The organism is Comamonas sp. (assembly GCF_009360615.1).
Lineage (GTDB): Bacteria > Pseudomonadota > Gammaproteobacteria > Burkholderiales > Burkholderiaceae_C > Comamonas.
Genome location: NZ_SPEY01000026.1, coordinates 35,426 through 52,605, shown reverse-complemented (window position 1 = coordinate 52,605; position 17,180 = coordinate 35,426). Strand labels below are relative to the sequence as shown.

The 17,180-nt window shown below is 62.2% G+C and carries 15 protein-coding genes and 1 riboswitch; of the genes, 5 read left to right on the top strand and 10 right to left on the bottom strand.

Annotated elements, in window-relative coordinates:
* From E2583_RS09765 to E2583_RS09755, 3 genes are all read right to left on the bottom strand, one after another.
* The coding region (locus E2583_RS09765; protein ID WP_291595262.1) for a TonB-dependent receptor plug domain-containing protein at nt 1-1,435 on the bottom strand (1,435 nt) is incomplete at its 3' end.
* Nucleotides 1,436-1,545: 110 nt separating this feature from the next.
* On the bottom strand, nt 1,546-2,499 hold the full coding sequence (locus E2583_RS09760; protein ID WP_291595260.1) for a FecR domain-containing protein: 954 nt from the start codon (nt 2,497-2,499) through the stop codon (nt 1,546-1,548).
* Between the two features lie 5 nt (nt 2,500-2,504).
* Nucleotides 2,505-3,011, bottom strand: a complete 507-nt coding sequence (locus E2583_RS09755; protein WP_291595257.1) for a sigma-70 family RNA polymerase sigma factor — start codon at nt 3,009-3,011, stop codon at nt 2,505-2,507.
* A 480-nt stretch (nt 3,012-3,491) separates the two neighbouring features.
* On the opposite strand from E2583_RS09755, the gene E2583_RS09750 reads away from it, so the two are divergent.
* Nucleotides 3,492-5,321 carry a diguanylate cyclase gene (locus tag E2583_RS09750; protein ID WP_291595255.1) on the top strand — a complete coding sequence of 610 codons (1,830 nt, stop codon included), beginning with the start codon at nt 3,492-3,494 and terminating at the stop codon, nt 5,319-5,321.
* A 107-nt stretch (nt 5,322-5,428) separates the two neighbouring features.
* Here E2583_RS09750 and E2583_RS09745 read toward each other — a convergent pair whose 3' ends face one another.
* Nucleotides 5,429-5,668: a DUF3820 family protein gene (locus E2583_RS09745; protein WP_291595253.1), complete on the bottom strand. Its 240-nt coding sequence runs from the start codon at nt 5,666-5,668 to the stop codon at nt 5,429-5,431.
* A 170-nt stretch (nt 5,669-5,838) separates the two neighbouring features.
* Between E2583_RS09745 and E2583_RS09740 the strand changes: the two genes are divergently transcribed.
* Nucleotides 5,839-6,624: a MetQ/NlpA family ABC transporter substrate-binding protein gene (locus E2583_RS09740; RefSeq protein ID WP_291595252.1), complete on the top strand. Its 786-nt coding sequence runs from the start codon at nt 5,839-5,841 to the stop codon at nt 6,622-6,624.
* A 198-nt stretch (nt 6,625-6,822) separates the two neighbouring features.
* Here E2583_RS09740 and E2583_RS09735 read toward each other — a convergent pair whose 3' ends face one another.
* The 4 genes from E2583_RS09735 to E2583_RS09720 all read right to left on the bottom strand — a co-directional run bounded on the left by E2583_RS09735 (nt 6,823) and on the right by E2583_RS09720 (nt 13,083).
* On the bottom strand, nt 6,823-8,457 hold the full coding sequence (locus E2583_RS09735; RefSeq protein WP_291595250.1) for a SpoVR family protein: 1,635 nt from the start codon (nt 8,455-8,457) through the stop codon (nt 6,823-6,825).
* Nucleotides 8,454-9,722: a YeaH/YhbH family protein gene (locus E2583_RS09730; protein WP_291595248.1), complete on the bottom strand. Its 1,269-nt coding sequence runs from the start codon at nt 9,720-9,722 to the stop codon at nt 8,454-8,456. Before E2583_RS09730 ends, E2583_RS09735 begins: the two co-directional genes overlap by 4 nt.
* A 74-nt stretch (nt 9,723-9,796) precedes the next feature.
* Complete coding sequence (locus tag E2583_RS09725; RefSeq protein WP_291595246.1) at nt 9,797-11,719, bottom strand: PrkA family serine protein kinase; 1,923 nt, start codon at nt 11,717-11,719, stop codon at nt 9,797-9,799.
* Between the two features lie 464 nt (nt 11,720-12,183).
* Nucleotides 12,184-13,083, bottom strand: a complete 900-nt coding sequence (locus E2583_RS09720) for a DMT family transporter (RefSeq protein WP_291595244.1) — start codon at nt 13,081-13,083, stop codon at nt 12,184-12,186.
* Between the two features lie 87 nt (nt 13,084-13,170).
* On the opposite strand from E2583_RS09720, the gene E2583_RS09715 reads away from it, so the two are divergent.
* Entirely contained in the window at nt 13,171-13,647 is a 477-nt protein-coding gene (locus E2583_RS09715; protein WP_291595242.1) for an Lrp/AsnC family transcriptional regulator, read from the top strand.
* Nucleotides 13,648-13,794: 147 nt separating this feature from the next.
* Nucleotides 13,795-14,103 carry a hypothetical protein gene (locus E2583_RS09710; RefSeq protein WP_291595240.1) on the top strand — a complete coding sequence of 103 codons (309 nt, stop codon included), beginning with the start codon at nt 13,795-13,797 and terminating at the stop codon, nt 14,101-14,103.
* A 59-nt stretch (nt 14,104-14,162) separates the two neighbouring features.
* On the opposite strand, the gene E2583_RS09705 is transcribed toward E2583_RS09710, so the two are convergent.
* On the bottom strand, nt 14,163-14,813 hold the full coding sequence (locus E2583_RS09705) for a LysE family transporter (protein ID WP_291595239.1): 651 nt from the start codon (nt 14,811-14,813) through the stop codon (nt 14,163-14,165).
* Between the two features lie 91 nt (nt 14,814-14,904).
* Here E2583_RS09705 and E2583_RS09700 point away from each other — a divergent pair, with 91 nt between their 5' ends.
* On the top strand, nt 14,905-15,825 hold the full coding sequence (locus E2583_RS09700) for an HTH-type transcriptional regulator ArgP (RefSeq protein ID WP_291595237.1): 921 nt from the start codon (nt 14,905-14,907) through the stop codon (nt 15,823-15,825).
* A gap of 342 nt (nt 15,826-16,167) precedes the next feature.
* On the opposite strand, the gene E2583_RS09695 is transcribed toward E2583_RS09700, so the two are convergent.
* The gene (locus E2583_RS09695) at nt 16,168-16,665 is read right to left on the bottom strand and encodes a DUF2721 domain-containing protein (protein WP_291595235.1); all 498 of its coding nucleotides are present in this window, start codon (nt 16,663-16,665) and stop codon (nt 16,168-16,170) included.
* Between the two features lie 239 nt (nt 16,666-16,904).
* Nucleotides 16,905-17,149: riboswitch (cobalamin riboswitch) on the top strand.
* The last annotated feature ends 31 nt before the right edge of the window (nt 17,150-17,180 follow it).

The window sequence follows — 17,180 nt, the reverse complement described above, 5'->3', positions numbered from 1 at the left end:
GCTCGTGCGTGCGTCCCAGCAAGCTGAACGGGCCTTTGACATCGAGATTGACCGACCAGTTGCGGTTTTCCACATCCTTCCAGGGCAGATAGGCAGCAGTGGTGCTGTTCCAGAGGTAGCCCAGTGTCATGTCGTCCATCTTCACGCTCTGATGGAAGAACTTCAGACTTGCCGTCCAGTCATGGGCCAGACGCTGCTCCACGCTGCCGAACAGCTCGGTGCTGTCCTGTCCATAGCCCGACCAGGGCGCACCGTTGTTGAACGAACGCGGCATCAGCCCCACTTCGGCACCTGCCGCGGTGTAGCGCTGTATGGGCCGGGTCGTGCCGAAGCCGCGAGCCTCGCGCTGACGCAGTGTGATGCCCAGATTCAGCAGGGTGTCGGGTGTGAGATCCGCCTCCAGCGTGCCAAACAGCATCTTGCTGTTGCTCTTTTCGTTGTCGCGGAAGCTGCCCGCGTCCGTCATGGAGGCCACGACGCGGCCGCGCAGCGTCCCGGCCTCGTTGAGCGAGCCTCCTATATCGGCCTGCGCACGGTAGGTATCCCAGCTGCCGGCGTTGGCGCGCACACTGGCCTGGAACTCGCGCGTGGGACGCTTGCGGATCAGGTTGACGGTGGCGCCATAGCCGCCCTTGCCGACCACCAGCCCCGACGAGCCCTTGAGCACCTCGACACGGTCCATCTCGGCCATATCGTCCAGCGCATACATGGTGCTGGTGACGAAGTACCAGCCGTTGCTGAGCTGGGGCATGCCGTCGACCTGCAGATTCACCTCCGAGCCGCGGGCCTGGAAGTCCGTCGCATTGTTCTGGCGATAGACGCCGATGCCCGGCGTCTGCTCCAGCACATCGGCCAGCGTCTCCAGCTGGAAGTCATCCATGCGCTGGCGCGTCATCACGCTGACCGATTGCGGCGTCTCGCGCAGCGTCAGGTTCAGGCCCGTGGCCGTGCGGCTGGGCCCCGTCTGGGTGTAGCTTCCCGTGCCTTCCGTGGTGCCACTGCGCTCGGCCTGGGCCGTCACGCGCACCTCGGACAGCGTGCCGCCCTCCTCACCCGAGATGGGCGCCACGGCCTGCCTTTGCAGGGTGTAGCTGCCGCCGGGACGCGAGACCAGCTCGAGACCGCTGCCGGCCAACAGGCGCTGCAATGCCTCGCGCGGCGTGTAGCTGCCAGCCAGAACCGGGCTTTGCCGGCCCTGGGTGAGCGCTGGGTCAAAGGACAGCGCCATGCCGGCCGTGGCCGCCACCTCGGACAGCACCCGGCCCAGCGGGCCTGCCTCTATACGGTAGGTCTGGGCCTGGCCGGCTGCAGGCGACTCGGCCGCCTGCACGGAAGTCGATGCCAGCGCCCAGCCCAGCAGGGCAAGTCGGGCGGCGCGCGCAACAGGTCCAAATACAGGATTCGGCAGGGAACGGGAAGCCATGGAAGCAGGCATGAAAAGCAGTCCTTTGGAAGCAAAAATGGAGTGGTTCACCTTGCTTGCCAAACAACTGGAGAAAAAGTCTCAGCGGCCTGCATCTTTTTTTTGCGGCCGGGCCAGCGGACTCAGCGCGCCGCCACCGTGATCCAGTAGCCGCGCCAGCGCTGGTGCACGCTCACGGCATAGGTCTCGGCCAGCATGGCCAATGCCCGGTCGGTATCAGCCAGGGGATAGGCTCCCGAGACCTTGATGGCCATTACCTCCGGGGCGCAATGCAGCAGACCGGAGTGGTAGCGTGCCAGCCGTGCACAGACTTCGGCCATGGGCATGGCATCCGCCACCAGCATGCCCTGCGCCCAGGCCAGTTGCTGCGCGCTCGCCGTCTTCAGCGCTGCGGCGCCCCTGGCGGTCAAGCGCGTCGAGCTGCCCGCAGGCACCACCAGCTCAGGCCGGGAGGCTCCGTACAGCGTGACTTCGACCGCACCCTGCGTCACGGCCAGGTCCACGAACCGGCCCTCACTGTCCTGCTGCACCGAAAAGCGCGTGCCCAGCGCCCGCAGACGCCCCACGACCGTCGCCACCAGCAAAGGCCGGTCCATGCCGTCGGGATCGGGGGCGGTTTCCACCAGAATCGAGCCTCGACGCAGATGGATCAGGCGCTGGTGAGCATCGAAGCGGATATCCACGGCGCTTGACGTATCCAGTCGCAAACGGCTGCCATCGGCCAGCGTCACGCTGCGCTGCTCGCCCGTGCCGGTGCGCAGATCGGCTGCCCAGCCCTGCTGCTGCGCCACACGCCAACCCATCCAGCCACCGGGAAGGGCGGCCAGCAATACCGCCACCCTGGTCACCGCTGCCCGTCGGCTGCGGCGCCGTGATCGGTCCAGCGCCGGCATGGCAAGCGCCGACGGCATGCCTGCGAGCTTGCCCATCAGCAGCTCGGCCCGCAGCCACGCACCTTCGTGGGCGGGGCTGGTATGGCGCCAGCGCTCGAAGGCGGCATGCTCAGCCTGCGTCAGGCCTCTGTCGTTCAGGCGAACCAGCCAGTTCGCAGCTTCGTCAAGCAAATGCGCATCCATGGTCATCAATCCATCAGTGCCAGGCAGTGCCTGAAGGCCTGGGCCATGTAGCGCTTGACGCTGCTCAGCGACACGCCCAGTTGCAGCGCGATGGCGTCGTATTTCATGTCTTCCAGCTGGGACAGCAGAAAGGTGCGCCGCACCAGGGGCGGCAGGGCATCGAGCATCGCATCTATCTCGTGCAAGGACTCCAGCACCAGGGCCCGGTACTCTGGCGACGGCGCTTCGGGCTCGGGCAGCAAGGCCAGTGCTTCCAGATAGGCGCGCTCCAGCGCCTGACGCCGGCACCAGTTGACCAGCACCCCCTTGGCCACCGTGGTCAGGTAGGCTCGTGGCGACTCGATGCTCTGCGGCTCACGCACGCCGAGGATACGCACGAACGTGTCCTGCGCCAGATCTGCGGCATCAAAGGCACTGCCGACCTTTCTGCGCAACCAGCCCTGCAACCAGCCATGATGGGCGGTGTACAGTGCGGAGACTTCGCGATGGACGGCAGATTCGGCAGCAGGCATGATGCGGGGGAAATGGAGTGCAAGCAGAATCTTAAATGATATCAATTCTCATTTTCAATGTGAGAACTGGCATCCGAATGTCCGCATGGATCAAGGCTTCGTCCCCTGTCCGGCCCCGATGCCGGCAACGATGATCCCGCCACACGCCACGGCCCGGTAACGAGCCCGAGCACCCGCACTCCGGCCCTGCCGTTCAGGCTGCGAGTCTTTGCCGGTGATGCATCCGTCGTCTGGCGCACGGGCCATCCAGGACCGACTACATCCGGTCCGGAAAAGAAGCGCTTTCCCGGACCAGAGGCGTCACGCACTCCGGCGTCGCATGCCACGAAAACCTCTCCAGGGCAACAGATCATTGCCGTGCTGTAGCGCTATTGCCCTGTCGTGCTCCGTGGTGCTTTACTCGGATGGCGACAGATGCAAATGTCCAAGGCCGAGCCGTATCCGACCCTGCGTGGTATTCAAGAACCCCCAAGAATCCAGATGACAAGCTTCCACCCTCCCAAGCTTCTGCATCGCATCGTGCTCGGCAACCTGCTGGTGGCAGCCCTGCTGTGTTTTGCGGCCTGGCTGGGCGTGCATGCCAACTACCGTGCGGACATGGACCTGGGAATTGCCGTCACCCGGCACCAGGCCCGCAGTCTGAGTCTGGAGTTGGCTGCCGAGGTTCGTCTGGTCGAGAACGCCCTGTCGTCCATTGCCAGCCGCTATCTCGCACGCAGTTCCGACGGCCTGCCCGCCGCCAACTCCACCCTGTATGAAATGCTGCATGAGCAGCGTGCCCTGATTCCTTTTGTCACGGCCCTGCGCACGACGGACCGAGCAGGTCAGGTGCTTCTCACCCCCAGCGAGATCGATGCGCCATTTTCGGTGGCGGACCGGGCGTATTTCGCCCAGGCCCGCGAAACAGACCGGATGGTGGTGTCCGAACCGCTGATCAGCCACTCCTTCGGGAAATGGTCCATCGTGCTGGCGCGTCGTCTTCTGTCAGACGACCATCAGTTCCAGGGCATTGTCTATGCGATCGTCGCGGCCGATCATTTTCACCAGCTGTTCCAACGCCAGTCGTTCGGCACGGACAGCGCCATGTCGCTTCGCACCGACCAGGCACTGCTGGTGGCGCGCTATCCGGCTGCAAGCCAGGATGCCGAAGCAGGCATTGGCCAGGCGACCGTAACGACCGAGTACCACCTGGCCGTCAGCCGCAGCCCCGAGGAAGGCTGGTACATCACACCAACCCTGATGGATGGTGTCGAGCGCATCACGGCCTATCACCGGCTGCCGGGATATCCGCTCACGGTGTTCACCGGCCTGGGCACGGAAACCTATATGGCCATGTGGCGTGCTTCCGCCTGGCGGGCATGGAGTCTGGCTGGCTTGTGCATTGTCCTCATCGCCCTGGGCTCGGTCGCGCTGTACCGTCTGCAGCAGCGCGAGCACCGCATTCGCAAGGAACAGGAGCTGGTCATCGACAATGACCTGATCGGCATGGCCCGCCTGCGCGAACGCAAGATAGTCTGGACCAACCCCGCCATGCGCCGGCTGCTCAAGCGGCCGGCCGCTGCTTTGCACGGCGCATCCACCCGCACGCTCTACCCCGACGAGGCCTCCTACCAGCGTATCGGCGAGAAGGCCTATGCCTCTCTGATGGCCCGAGGCAAGTTTCACGCGCAGTTCCAGATGCGCAACGCCGACGGCAATCTGCTGTGGGTCGATGCTTCAGGCACGCTGCTGAACGAAGAGGAGTCGCTATGGATTCTGGTGGACATCGACGCTCTCAAGCGCGGTGAACAGGCCGCCAACCACCTTGCCAACCATGACGCGCTGACGGGTCTGGCCAATCGACGGGCACTCGAAGAAACCTTGAACCGGGAATTGGCTGGAGGTCAGAGGGTTGCCGTGTGCTTCATGGACCTGGATGGCTTCAAACAGGTCAACGACACCCAGGGCCACGATGCCGGGGATGAGGTGCTGCGCGTGGTTGCCGCGCGTCTGGTGGCCCAGGCCCGCGCGGACGACTGCGTTGCCCGGCTGGGTGGCGATGAATTCGTGGTGCTGCTGTGCGGCTTGCAAACCGCCGAAGAGGCCATGTCTGTCATGAAGCGCTGCATGGACGCCGTGCGCCAGCCCATTGCCCTGCAAGGCGGTGTGATGGTACAGGTCGGCAGCAGCATCGGCATCTCCGTCAGCATGGAAGGCAGCTCCACGGCAGCCCTGCTGCAAAATGCGGACGAGGCCATGTATGCTGCCAAACATGCAGGCAAGGGACGTATTGTCCGGCATTCGGACCTGTCACAGGAGCCGGGGACGTGAAACCCCGCTGCATACGCAAAGACCAAGGGGCCGCGTCACCACTGCACTGCGGATCCGGCCCCATGCCCTTGGCGCAGCAGACCAGCGAAAGCGCTTCTGGCGGAGGCCTACTGCTGCGCCCTCGGCGGCAATCCCGCAGCCCTGCGAACGGGCTCCAGCAAACCGCCGAGTCCGTTGTGATCCAGCTCCTGCATCAAGGCCAGCAACTGGCCGATCTCGCCCTTCGGAAAGCCCTCGCGGGCAAACCAGTTGAGATAGTTGCCGGGCAGATCCGCAATCAGACGGCCCTTGTACTTGCCATAAGGCATAGGCACGCGCACCAGGCGCTCCAGCATTTCGGGATTCATGGCAGTCAATCCGAGTTGAAAATCTTTGAATAAAAAACGACGCTCTTATAACCAAATAAGAAAAATGTCCTGCAGGCCTTGAAACACGGCACTAGACTATGCACCTCAGTTCACCGCGGTCCAGACAAGGCCCGGAATTTATTGCAACTTGCTGAAGAAAGTCAGAACCAATGTTGAAGAAAGCTCTCTCTGCTATCGCTATTGCCACTCTGGCACTGTCGGCTCAGGCGGCTGATGTGCTCAAGGTGGGCGCCACGGCCGTGCCTCACGCCGAAATCCTCAACCACGTCAAGCCCGCGCTGAAGGCCCAGGGCATCGATCTGGAGATCAAGGAGTTCAGCGACTATGTCCAGCCCAACGCTGCCGTGGAAGACAAGCAACTGGATGCCAACTTCTTCCAGCACCAGCCCTATCTGGACAGCTACAACAAGGACCGCAAGACCTCGCTGGTGGCCGTGCCCAACGGCAAGGTGCATGTGGAGCCCTTCGGCGCCTATTCCAGCAAGATCAAGAACATCAAGGATCTGAAGAATGGCGCCACCGTGGCCATTCCCAACGACCCCTCCAACGGCGGCCGCGCTCTGATTCTGCTGGCCAAGCAGGGCCTGATCGAGCTCAAGGATCCCAAGAGCCTGACTCCCACCGCACTGGACGTCGTCAAGAACCCCAAGAAATTGAAGTTCAAGGAGCTGGAAGCGCCTTTGCTGCCCCGTGCCCTGGCTGATGTCGACCTGGCCCTGATCAACACCAACTACGCGATCGAAGCCAAGCTCAACCCCACCAAGGATGCCCTGTTCATCGAAGGTGCCGACTCCCCCTACACCAACATCGTGGTGGCCCGCAAGGACCGCGCCAACGGTGCCGACATTGCCAAGCTGATAAGCGTCCTGCACTCGGCAGACACCAAGAAGTTCATCCAGGAAAAGTACAAGGGTGCCGTGGTTCCGGCATTCTGATGCACTAAGGCCACGCCCTTCTTCGCAGGGCGTAGCGGCTGGGCTGCATAGCCCCGGGGCCGGACGGCCCCAGCCGCCGACTGAACCTGACGGCACGGGCCTGGAAAAGCGCTGCTATGGCAGCGCTTTTTGCTTTCAGTTTAATAGCTTATAGCGCTTTACAGGAAAGCATTTGAAGCCATTTCCACTTGAATCGTCTCAGTGCGAAGGAGCGGGAACCGAATGCAGCAGCACCGGTGTCTCGCCGTCGCCGTTGACACTCTCCAGATGCACGCCAAATCCCCACAGCCTGGCGACATGCTTGAGCACTTCCAGTGCGTCCTCTGCCAGCGGCCTGCCCTGGTACTGGGTATGCCGCAGCGTCAGACTGCGGTCGCCACGCAGATTCACGCTCCATGCCTGAATATTGGGCTCGCGCGTTCCCAGGTCGTATTGCTGCGACAGCAGCTGGCGCAGCGTGCGATAGCCGTCCTCGTCGTGGATGGCGCTGACCAGGACATCGCGTTCATCGGGGTCGTCATGCAAGGAGAACAAACGCATGTCGCGCATCAGCTGCGGGCTCAGGAACTGGCCGACAAAGCTCTCGTCCTTGTAATTGCGCATGGCATGGTGCAGCGCTGGCAACCAGGGCGTGCCGGCCATGTCGGGGAACCAGCGGCGGTCCTCCTCGGTCGGCTTCTCGCAGATACGCCGGATATCGCGGTACATGGCAAAGCCCAGCGCATAGGGATTGATGCCGCTGAAGGCCCTGTGGCCCGCAGGCGGCTGGTAGATCACATTCGTGTGTGACGACAACCACTCCAGCATCACGCCATCGGTCAGCCAGCCTTCGTCGTACAGGGTGTTGAGCAAGGTGTAATGCCAGAAAGTGGCCCAGCCTTCATTCATCACCTGGGTCTGCCGCTGCGGGTAGAAATACTGGGCAATCTTGCGCACGATGCGCACGATCTCTCGTTGCCAGGGCTCGAGCAAGGGCGCATTTTTCTCGATGAAGTACAGAATGTTCTCTTCAGGCTCGCGGGGAAAGCGCTCGCTGCCCGCGACCGTGCTGTCCCGGTCCTTGTCCCTTCGGGCAGGCAGGGTCCGCCAAAGCACATTGACCTGTTGCTGCACATAGGCCTCGCGTTCCTCGCGTTCGGCGCGCTCGCGGGCCAGGCTTTTGTGCGATGGCCGGCAATAGCGATCCACGCCGAAGTTCGACAACGCATGGCAGGAATCCAGCAACTGCTCCACGCTGTCAAGCCCATAGCGCTCCTCGCATTGCGCCACATAGTCGCGCGCATAGACAAGGTAGTCGATGATGCTGCCGGCATCGGACCACATGCGAAACAGATAGTTGTTCTTGAAGAAGCTGTTGTGCCCGTAGGCAGCGTGGGCAATCACCAGGGCCTGCATGGCCGTGCTGTTTTCCTCCATCAGATAGCTGATGCAAGGATTGGCGTTGATGACGATCTCGTAGGCCAGTCCCATATGGCCGCGCCGGTAGCGGCGCTCCGTGGCCAGAAACTCCTTGCCATAGCTCCAGTGCCGGTAGTTGACGGGCATGCCCACGCTGGAGTAAGCGTCCATCATCTGCTCCGCCGTGATGATCTCCAGCTGGTTGGGATAGGTGTCCAGCCCATAGCGCTCGGCGGTGGCGGCAATCGCTGCGTGGTACTGCTCGATCAGCTCGAAGGTCCAGTCACTGGGATCGGGCAACGGCGATGCCGGCCGCTGGGACGCGACCAACGGCGCCTGGGGCACATCGCGGAAGCGGGACTCGCCCTGCGAGTGCGGGTTTCCGGCCTTCTTGCTGGCGCTGGGGTCCAGCACAGGGTAGAGATTGAGGTTCATACCGATACCCCATCTTTCTTGAAGAGATCGCGGAACACCGGATAGATCTCGCTGGCAGCCGACACCTTACGCATGGCGAAATGGGGAAACAGCGGCAGCAGGCGGCTGTACTCCTCCCAAAGGCTCTGTTCCTCGAGCACCACCTGCAGATACGCGTAGTAGCGCACCAGCGGCAGTATTCTTTCTGCGAGAAGACTGTGGCATTTGCCTCCGTCATCGCTGAAATTGTCGCCATCGCTGGCCTGAGCGACATAGATATTCCAGTCGTTGACCGGGTAGCGAGCCCTGATGATCTGCTCGAGCAGGACCAGCGCGCTGCTGACCACCGTCCCCCCGCTCTCCGTGGAGTGGAAGAACTCGTCTTCGCTGACTTCGGCCGCCTGGGTGTGATGGCGAATGAAGACGATCTCGATCTTGTCGTAATGCCTGGTGAGAAACAGGTACAGCAAGATGAAGAAGCGCTTGGCCAGTTCCTTGCGCTCCTGATCCATGGAGCCCGACACGTCCATCACACAGAACATCACGGCCTGGCTGCTGGGCACGGGCACCTTGCTGCGGTTGCGGAACCGCAGATCCAGCTGCTCGAGAAAAGGCACGCCGCCTATGCGCTCGCGCAAGGCATCGATGCGGCGCTGCAACTCGGCCACCGCCTCGCTGGTACCGTCATCCTGCTCCAACAAGGCTTCGAGCTGTTCTTCCAGCTCCTTGAGTTCGCGATGCGCGGCCTTGGTCAGCGCGATGCGCCGGCCCAGCGCGCCACGCATGGTCCGCACCAGCGCCAGGTTGCTGGGGGTGCCGTCATGGCTGTAACCCGCGCGCCGGGTCTTGTATTGAAGGGTATTGCCGATATGGTTGCGCAGCAGTCGCGGCAGGGCCAGGTCTTCAAAGAAAAGCTCCATGAACTCTTCCTTGGTCAGCGTGAAGGTGAAGTCGTCCTGCCCCTCTCCGCTATCGCTGGCCTGCGAGCCGGAGCCGCCCCCGCCGCCGGGCGGGCGGGCAATGCGGTCGCCACGCACATGCTCCTGGTTGCCGGGCAGCACGACATCCCGGATGCCGCCCTGACCGTGCCTGAAGACCGGCTCCTGAATGTCTTTTTTAGGAATGGTGATGGTTTCCGCCTCGTCCATGTGGCGAATGTCGCGCGCAGACACGGCTTTGCGAACCGCCTCTGCGATCTGCTCCTTGAAACGCCGCACAAACCGCTCGCGGTTGCCCACCGATTTGTTCTTGCCTGCAAGCCTGCGGTCGATGATATGCAGTGCCATCTGTGCTCCCATCTCCAGGGGCTGTTGTCAATCATCGCGCCGGTGGCCGCCCGGGACGACCACCGGTCCCACGGTCAGCTGCTCTTGCGCACGCGCAGGTACCACTCGCAGAGCAAGCGCACCTGCTTGGGCGTATAGCCCTTGGCCTCCATGCGGGTGACGAAGTCCTCGTGCTTGCGCGCATCCTCGGCACTGGCCTTGGCGTTGAAGCTGATGACGGGCAGCAGTTCCTCGGTGTTGGAGAACATCTTCTTCTCGATCACCACGCGCAGCTTCTCGTAGCTGGTCCAGCTCGGATTCTTGCCCTGGTTGTTGGCCCTGGCCCGCAGCACGAAGTTGACGATCTCGTTGCGGAAATCCTTGGGATTGGCGATGCCGGCAGGCTTCTCCACCTTTTCCAGCTCGGCATTGAGCGCATTGCGATCAAACACTTCCCCGGTATCGGTGTCGCGGTACTCGCTGTCCTGAATCCAGTAGTCGGCGTAAGTGACGTAGCGGTCAAAGATGTTCTGCCCATATTCGCTGTAGCTCTCCAGATAGGCGGTCTGGATTTCCTTGCCGATGAATTCGGCATAGCGCTGTGACAGGTACTCCTTGATGAAACCGATGTACTTGGTCTCCAGCTCGGCCGGGAACTGCTCGCGCTCGATCTGCCGCTCCAGCACATACATCAGGTGCACCGGATTGGCCGCCACTTCGGTGCTGTCGTAGTTGAAGACCTTGGCCAGGATCTTGAAGGCAAAGCGCGTGGAGATGCCCTCCATGCCCTCGTCCACGCCCGCATAGTCGCGATATTCCTGATAGCTCTTGGCGCGAGGATCCGTGTCCTTGAGGCTTTCGCCGTCATAGACCTGCATCTTGCTGAAAATGCTCGAGTTCTCAGGCTCCTTGAGACGCGTGAGCACGGAGAACTGCGCCATCATCTTGAGCGTGCCAGGAGCGCACACGGCATGGGCCAGCGATGACTCCCGAATCAGCTTTTCATAGATCCGGACCTCCTCGCTCACGCGCAGGCAGTAGGGCACCTTGACGATGTAGATGCGGTCCAGAAAGGCCTCGTTGTTGCGGTTGTTGCGGAAAGCCTTCCACTCGCTTTCATTGCTGTGGGCCAGCACCACGCCGTCGAACGGTATGGCGCCAAAGCCTTCGGTTCCCTTGTAGTTGCCTTCCTGCGTGGCGGTCAGCAAGGGGTGCAGCACCTTGATGGGAGCCTTGAACATTTCAACGAATTCCAGCAGGCCCTGATTGGCCAGGCACAACCCGCCGGAGTAGCTGTAGGCATCGGTGTCGTCCTGCGAAAAGTTCTCCAGCTTGCGGATATCCACCTTGCCCACCAGGCTGGAGATATCCTGGTTGTTCTCGTCGCCAGGCTCGGTCTTGGCAATGCCGATCTGCTTGAGAATGCTGGGATAGCGCTTGACCACCCGGAACTGGCGTATGTCACCGCCATATTCCTCCAGCCGCTTCACGGCCCAGGGAGAGAGCACATGCTGCAGACTGCGGCGTGGAATGCCGAACTCCTCTTCCAGTATCGGCCCGTCTTCCACCGGGTCGAACAAACCCAGCGGTGATTCGTTCACGGGCGATCCCTTGAGCGCGTAGAACGGAGCCTTCTGCATCAGGTACTTGAGGCGCTCGGCGATCGAGCTTTTGCCGCCGCCCACAGGTCCCAGCAGATAGAGAATCTGCTTGCGCTCCTCCAGTCCCTGGGCGGCATGGCGGAAGAAGCTCACCACCTGCTCGATGGCATCTTCCATGCCGTAGAACTCGGAGAACGCGGGGTAGCGGCGGATGACCTTGTTGGCAAACAGACGCGACAGCACAGGGTCGTTGCGAGTGTCCACCATCTCGGGCTCACCGATGACGGACAGCATGCGCTGGGCGGCACCGGCGTAGGCCATCGGGTCGCGCAGGCAAAGGCTCAGGTACTCGTCCAGCGACATTTCCTCTTCGCGCAGGCGGGCATAGCGAGCTGCGGAATTGCTGATGACATCCATATGACCTCCCGTGGCGGCACCAGGGCTCGAATCTGTGCCGCAATGTTGCAAAGCATTCGTTACCGTGTGCATCCGTTGTAGCACCTCGCTCCTGATTTGAATAGACCGAGAGTCCTACAAATACGCAGTAGCCACGACAGCCAAAACCGCAAACCGGATAGCGTAAAAACCGGTCAAAAAAATGACTCAGAATGAGCATAGGTGCCGCTGTGCAGCCATGCCAAGAAATACCCTATCTGTGTGCCAGCATTCAAGAATTCGATGACCCGAAGCACCGCCCGGAAACGCGCTTTCAGACCCTGCGCACGCCCATGAAAAAACGCTGCCCAGGCAGCGTTTTTGGATCCATGCAGCTACAGAAAAAAGAGCTTTCAGCGTAAATTTCAAGGGTTATTCACTAGAAATAATTCTGCAAAGCATTGGTCAGCAAGCACTTACAGCATCTCTTTTCATAGCAGGGTTATTCATCCGGAAGTCGCCGCCGACGCCTCCGCCGTGCGCGGCTTGACACCGGGCCGCGTCATCGCGCTGCCCATCGCAGCGGCCATGATGCAGGCAATGGCGGACCACTGCGTGACCGTCAGGTTTTCGCTCAGCAGCAGCATGCCCATCAGCGCGGCGATGGCTGGTTCGGTCGCCAGCGCAATGCCAAACGTCGCGGGCGGCAGGCGGCGCAGGGCCAGCATTTCCAGGGTGTAAGGCAAGGCACTGGAGATGGCAGCCACCATCAGCCCGAACAGCAGGATCGATGGCGTCAGCAGCTTGAGCCCTGCCTCTGCCACGCCAAACGGCACCACCACGAATGCCGCACACAGCAGGCCCAGGGAAACGGCCTGGCCACTGGGAATATGACCCAGCCTGCGCCCCAGAACGATGTAGGAGGCCCAGCAGATCGCGGCTCCGAGTGCGCAGGCAATGCCCACCGGGGAGAGGTTCAGGGCCGACGCATTGCCGCCCACAGGAAGAATCAAGGCCAGGCCCGCAACCGCCAGCGCCAGCCAGACAAAGTCCAGCGCGCGGCGTGAGTAATAAATGGCCACGGCCAGCGGTCCCGAAAACTCGATGGCCACGGCCAGGCCAAATGGAATATCGCGCAGCGCCATGTAGAACATCAGGTTCATGCCGCCCAGCGCCATGCCAAAGACGAGCAGAGCCCGTGCCTGCTGACGGTTGAGCGACCAGCGCCAGGGCCGCCAGACGCACACCAGGATCAACGCCGCAAAGCCCACCCGCAATGCCGATGTCCCCTGGGCCCCCACCAGGGGGAACAGCTGCTTGGCCAGCGACGTCCCCAGCCCGAGTGCAGTGACCGAGCCCAATACGGCCAACACGGGCCACCAATGATTCCAGCTGTTCTTTGACATAGGTAGGTACGATATTGCAAGTCACCTGCGAAATTTGCTCGTTTTCAGCCCTGAATCTGCAAGTTTCGCTCTCAACCAGCCCACACCATGCCTGCAGCCGACCTGGACTCCTTTGACAACGCGATTCTTGCCTTGCTCCAGCGTGACAACCTCATGCCGCAACGTCTGATTGCGGAGCACATCAACCTGTCGGCACCGGCCGTGCAGCGACGCATCAAGCGATTGCAGGAAACCGGAGTGATTGCCGCCAATGTGGCGGTGCTGGAGCCTGTCAAGGTGGGCCGCACGCTGACTGCGGTCATCACCGTGCAACTGGTCAACGACAGGCCGGATCTGTCGCGCGGCTTCAGGGCACGGATCGCCGACGAAGCGGCGGTGCAGCAATGCTTCTACGTGACGGGCGAGACCGACTACATCCTGGTCGTCACCGCCACCGACATGGACGACTACCAGGCCATCTGCAAGCGCCTGTTCGAAGGGGACGAGAACATTCGCCGCTACAGCACCTCGATTGCGCTGGAACGCATCAAGACCGGCCTGCAACTGCCGCTGACTGCGCCATGACCATGGGCCGACGCGATGGGCGGATGCGGGGCATGCCATCGGCCATGGCGATGGACACTGGCGCTCGCGGAAACAAAATGCAACAATCGCGCCCTACACCGGCTCTGATTCTGCACATAAACAAGCGTTCACTCTTGAGGAGACACGATGAACACTACTTCCGCAACCTCGCCCGATATGGCCACGCTGGTCGCCGATCGCACGCTGGACAAATATGCCAGGGACTACTTCCCCCGGCGCGAGCAGGTGACCATCGCCTTCCGCGGCGACATTGCCGAGAAGCACAACTACGACAAGATCCGTCCGATCTCCGAAGCCCAGCGCCATGGCAAGCACATTGTGGTGATCGAGGGCCAGAGCCAGAAAACCGGCGCCACCGGCCACTACCGCATTGAATGCAACAGCTGGAACCTCATCGAAGCCGTGGGTGTGTGGGAGCAGGCCGCGGCCGCTTGAACGACAAACGCGGACCTGCGCCGACGTCCGCGATGCATGGCACCGGCCGGGCCAGGGACTCAAACCTCCATTCCCAGTGCGCCGCTTGCCACCCACCAGGCCAGCCCCAGCATCATCACACCGGTGATGCCATCCGTGACACGCCAGGCGCCGGGGTTGGCAAACAGGTGCTTCAGACGGCGCCCCGCCATCGCCAGCAGTACAAACCACAGACAGCTGGCCGAGGCGGCCCCCATCACATAGGACCAGCGGCCTGCGCCGTCCTGCTGAGCACCGATCGAGCCCATCAGCAACACCGTATCCAGGTACACATGGGGATTGAGCAGGGTAATGGCTGCCAGCGCAGCCAGCACGCTCATCATCCCGCGCGGCGATGCCCTGCGCTCGCCAGCCACCATGGCAGCGTCCGGAGCCAGCCACATGCGCCGCAAGGCAAAAACACCATAGGCCAGCAAGAATGCGGCTCCGCCCAGCGTCAGGTACTGCGCCAATGCCGGATAGCTGGCCAGCATCTGCGCCATGCCGGCCACGCCCAGCGCCACCAGCAGTCCGTCGCTGAGCACACACAGAGCCACGCAGGCCTTCACATGCTCGCCCTGCACAGCCTGACGCAGCACATACAGATTCTGTGCGCCGAGGGAAACAATGAGCGAAGCGCACACCGTAAAGCCTGCAATCCAGGCGGAATAAAAGTTAGTTGTCATATCCATGAGCCGCTGACTCCTCCAAACCGGCCCGGATTCTTGCTCTGCTCAACAATTAAGTAAAATTACATTTACTCAATCTAATGAAGATTTTCTAATGTTCGACTACACGGGACTGGAAGCGCTTGCTGCCGTATTGCGCGAGGGCAGCTTCGAGCGCGCAGCGCGCAAGCTGCATGTCACCCCTTCCGCAGTCTCCCAGCGCATCAAGCTGCTCGAGGAACGCGTGGGACAGGTGCTGGTGCTGCGCGGCACGCCCTGCAGAGGCACGGACGCAGGCCGACGCCTGTGTCTGCACGTGGAGCAGGTGGCACTGCTGGAAAACGATCTGCGCCGCAAGAGCCCCGAACTGGTACCCGAAGGACAGACGGCCTTGCCCACGCTGAAGCTGGCAGTCAATGCCGATTCCCTTTCGACCTGGTTCATGGACGCGATGGCGGCATTCACGCAGGACGGCAACGAGTTGCTGGACATCAGCATTGACGATCAGGACCATACGGCCAAACGCATCAAGGAAGGCGAGGTCATGGCCGCCGTCACGGCCACGGGCTCGGCAATTGCAGGCTGCAACACCTGGTCGCTGGGCCGCATGCGCTATATCGCCGTGGCCAGCCCGGAATTTGTGCAGCGCCACCTGGCCGATGCCGCATCAGACCGGGAGCTGGCACAGACGCTGGCCCAGGCACCCATGATGTACTACGGCCGCAAGGACAGCCTGCAGGATCAGTGGCTGCACGGTCTCGGGCTGGACGGGCGGCGCAATAATGCGCGTCACTTTCTGCCCTCCAACCAGGGCTACACCCGTGCCGTGGAACTGGGCATGGGCTGGGGCATGCACCCGGCACAGCTGATCGCCCCCCAGCTGGCCAGCGGCGATCTGATGGAGCTGCTGCCGGGCCGGGATCTCTACATCCCCATGTACTGGGCCCACACCCGCAATGCCCAGGCCAGTCTGCAGCGGCTCACCGACTGCATCATCCAGGCCGCAGCCGCCTGGCTGGAACCCATGCACGACTAGATCCGTCTGCCGCGGCCTTCCTCAGGCCGTCATGGCGCCCCCAGGCGAGCGCCAGGGACAACAAGGGATAAAGCGCCAGGTCAGGCGCCGGATCCCGATAGGCCGGCCAGCGCTGGTGCGAAAAAAGCGCGCATAGGCCAGCGTGACCAGCAGGGACGCGCTGCCCCTCTCTGACCCGCGTCGGCCCATGCCGTGGCCCGACGCAAGGTCGGCCTGCCGCGCTCGACCAACCGCAACCGGCCGCAACGCAGCAGCACGGGAATCCGACAGAGGCGCCCGAGGCCGCTCAGAAAGACCATGGGCGCCAGTAGCAGGGGCAGAAAAAAACTGGGCGCGCATCCTTCAGGGACGGCGCTCGGACTCCGCCACATGGCGCACGGCGGCCCTGGCCTGGCTGAGCATGTGAAAGTCCAGGATACGTGTCGCCATGATGGTCTCCCAGAGAAAGCAGCACAGCGCCAGCACAAAGGCCAGCACCCCCAGCATGAAGCTGAACACGGCATACCCATGCCCGCTGACGCCGTAGGCCTGGCCCACGAACAGCAGCACGATGGTCAGGCCGATGCACATGCCGCACAGCGTCAGCAGCGCAATCGAGACATTGGCCAGCCGCCCGCGCTCGCGCAGGAAATGCAGCTCCTTGAGATGGCGCGCGATCAGATCGTGATCCTCCAGGGTGCGCAGGCTTTCCTCCAGCTTGCGGGCGCGGTCGATGATGCGGGCCAGCCGCCCTGCTACGGAGCCAATCATGCCGGCCACGGCCGTCAGGAAAAAAACCGGGGCAACAGCGAGCTGAATGCTGTGGGTGACGGTCTGTGCGTCGATGGACCAGATGCTCATGATGACCTCAAAATCGGGGGCTTTCTCAGCCTCTATTTTGTGCACAAATGTCAGCGCAGTTTTGACTGCCTTCGCTCAAAAACCGCCACTGCCGAGATTTGAGACAGCCAGGCCAGCCCTTCCGCCTGCCTCGCCTCCTGCAGACCCGGCCCTGGAGCTGTCGCCTTGCAAGCCCGCCGAGATGCATGTTTGCCGCTATATAATTTTTGCTGGACAAGCCTGGGGACTGCGCTCTGCAGGAATTGTCCAACGCAACAGGTGCCCGGTATTGCATCGGGTTCAACGGGAACAGGGTTCAAAGCCTTGGCTGCCCCCGCAACGGTAAGCAGATCAATCCACTTCAGGACTTTGGCATGTGCCAAAGCCGGTCACTGGCGTTCTACGTGACCTCGTCAACGAGGTGCGCGGCAGCGCCGGGAAGGCGAAGTGACATGCCTCGTGCCATCTGCCAGCCCGGATACCGGCCTGTTGAGCGCTGAACGCCCGGGTGCCTATCCGGGCAGCCGGCATTTGCA

Bases quoted from the DNA above. Each gene is read 5' to 3' on its own strand.
- E2583_RS09760 (WP_291595260.1), bottom strand. From the start codon at position 2,499: ATGGATGCGCATTTGCTTGACGAAGCTGCGAACTGGCTGGTTCGCCTG.
- E2583_RS09755 (WP_291595257.1), bottom strand. From the start codon at position 3,011: ATGCCTGCTGCCGAATCTGCCGTCCATCGCGAAGTCTCCGCACTGTAC.
- E2583_RS09750 (WP_291595255.1), top strand. From the start codon at position 3,492: ATGACAAGCTTCCACCCTCCCAAGCTTCTGCATCGCATCGTGCTCGGC.
- E2583_RS09745 (WP_291595253.1), bottom strand. From the start codon at position 5,668: ATGAATCCCGAAATGCTGGAGCGCCTGGTGCGCGTGCCTATGCCTTAT.
- E2583_RS09740 (WP_291595252.1), top strand. From the start codon at position 5,839: ATGTTGAAGAAAGCTCTCTCTGCTATCGCTATTGCCACTCTGGCACTG.
- E2583_RS09735 (WP_291595250.1), bottom strand. From the start codon at position 8,457: ATGAACCTCAATCTCTACCCTGTGCTGGACCCCAGCGCCAGCAAGAAG.
- E2583_RS09730 (WP_291595248.1), bottom strand. From the start codon at position 9,722: ATGGCACTGCATATCATCGACCGCAGGCTTGCAGGCAAGAACAAATCG.
- E2583_RS09725 (WP_291595246.1), bottom strand. From the start codon at position 11,719: ATGGATGTCATCAGCAATTCCGCAGCTCGCTATGCCCGCCTGCGCGAA.
- E2583_RS09720 (WP_291595244.1), bottom strand. From the start codon at position 13,083: ATGTCAAAGAACAGCTGGAATCATTGGTGGCCCGTGTTGGCCGTATTG.
- E2583_RS09715 (WP_291595242.1), top strand. From the start codon at position 13,171: ATGCCTGCAGCCGACCTGGACTCCTTTGACAACGCGATTCTTGCCTTG.
- E2583_RS09710 (WP_291595240.1), top strand. From the start codon at position 13,795: ATGAACACTACTTCCGCAACCTCGCCCGATATGGCCACGCTGGTCGCC.
- E2583_RS09705 (WP_291595239.1), bottom strand. From the start codon at position 14,813: ATGGATATGACAACTAACTTTTATTCCGCCTGGATTGCAGGCTTTACG.
- E2583_RS09700 (WP_291595237.1), top strand. From the start codon at position 14,905: ATGTTCGACTACACGGGACTGGAAGCGCTTGCTGCCGTATTGCGCGAG.
- E2583_RS09695 (WP_291595235.1), bottom strand. From the start codon at position 16,665: ATGAGCATCTGGTCCATCGACGCACAGACCGTCACCCACAGCATTCAG.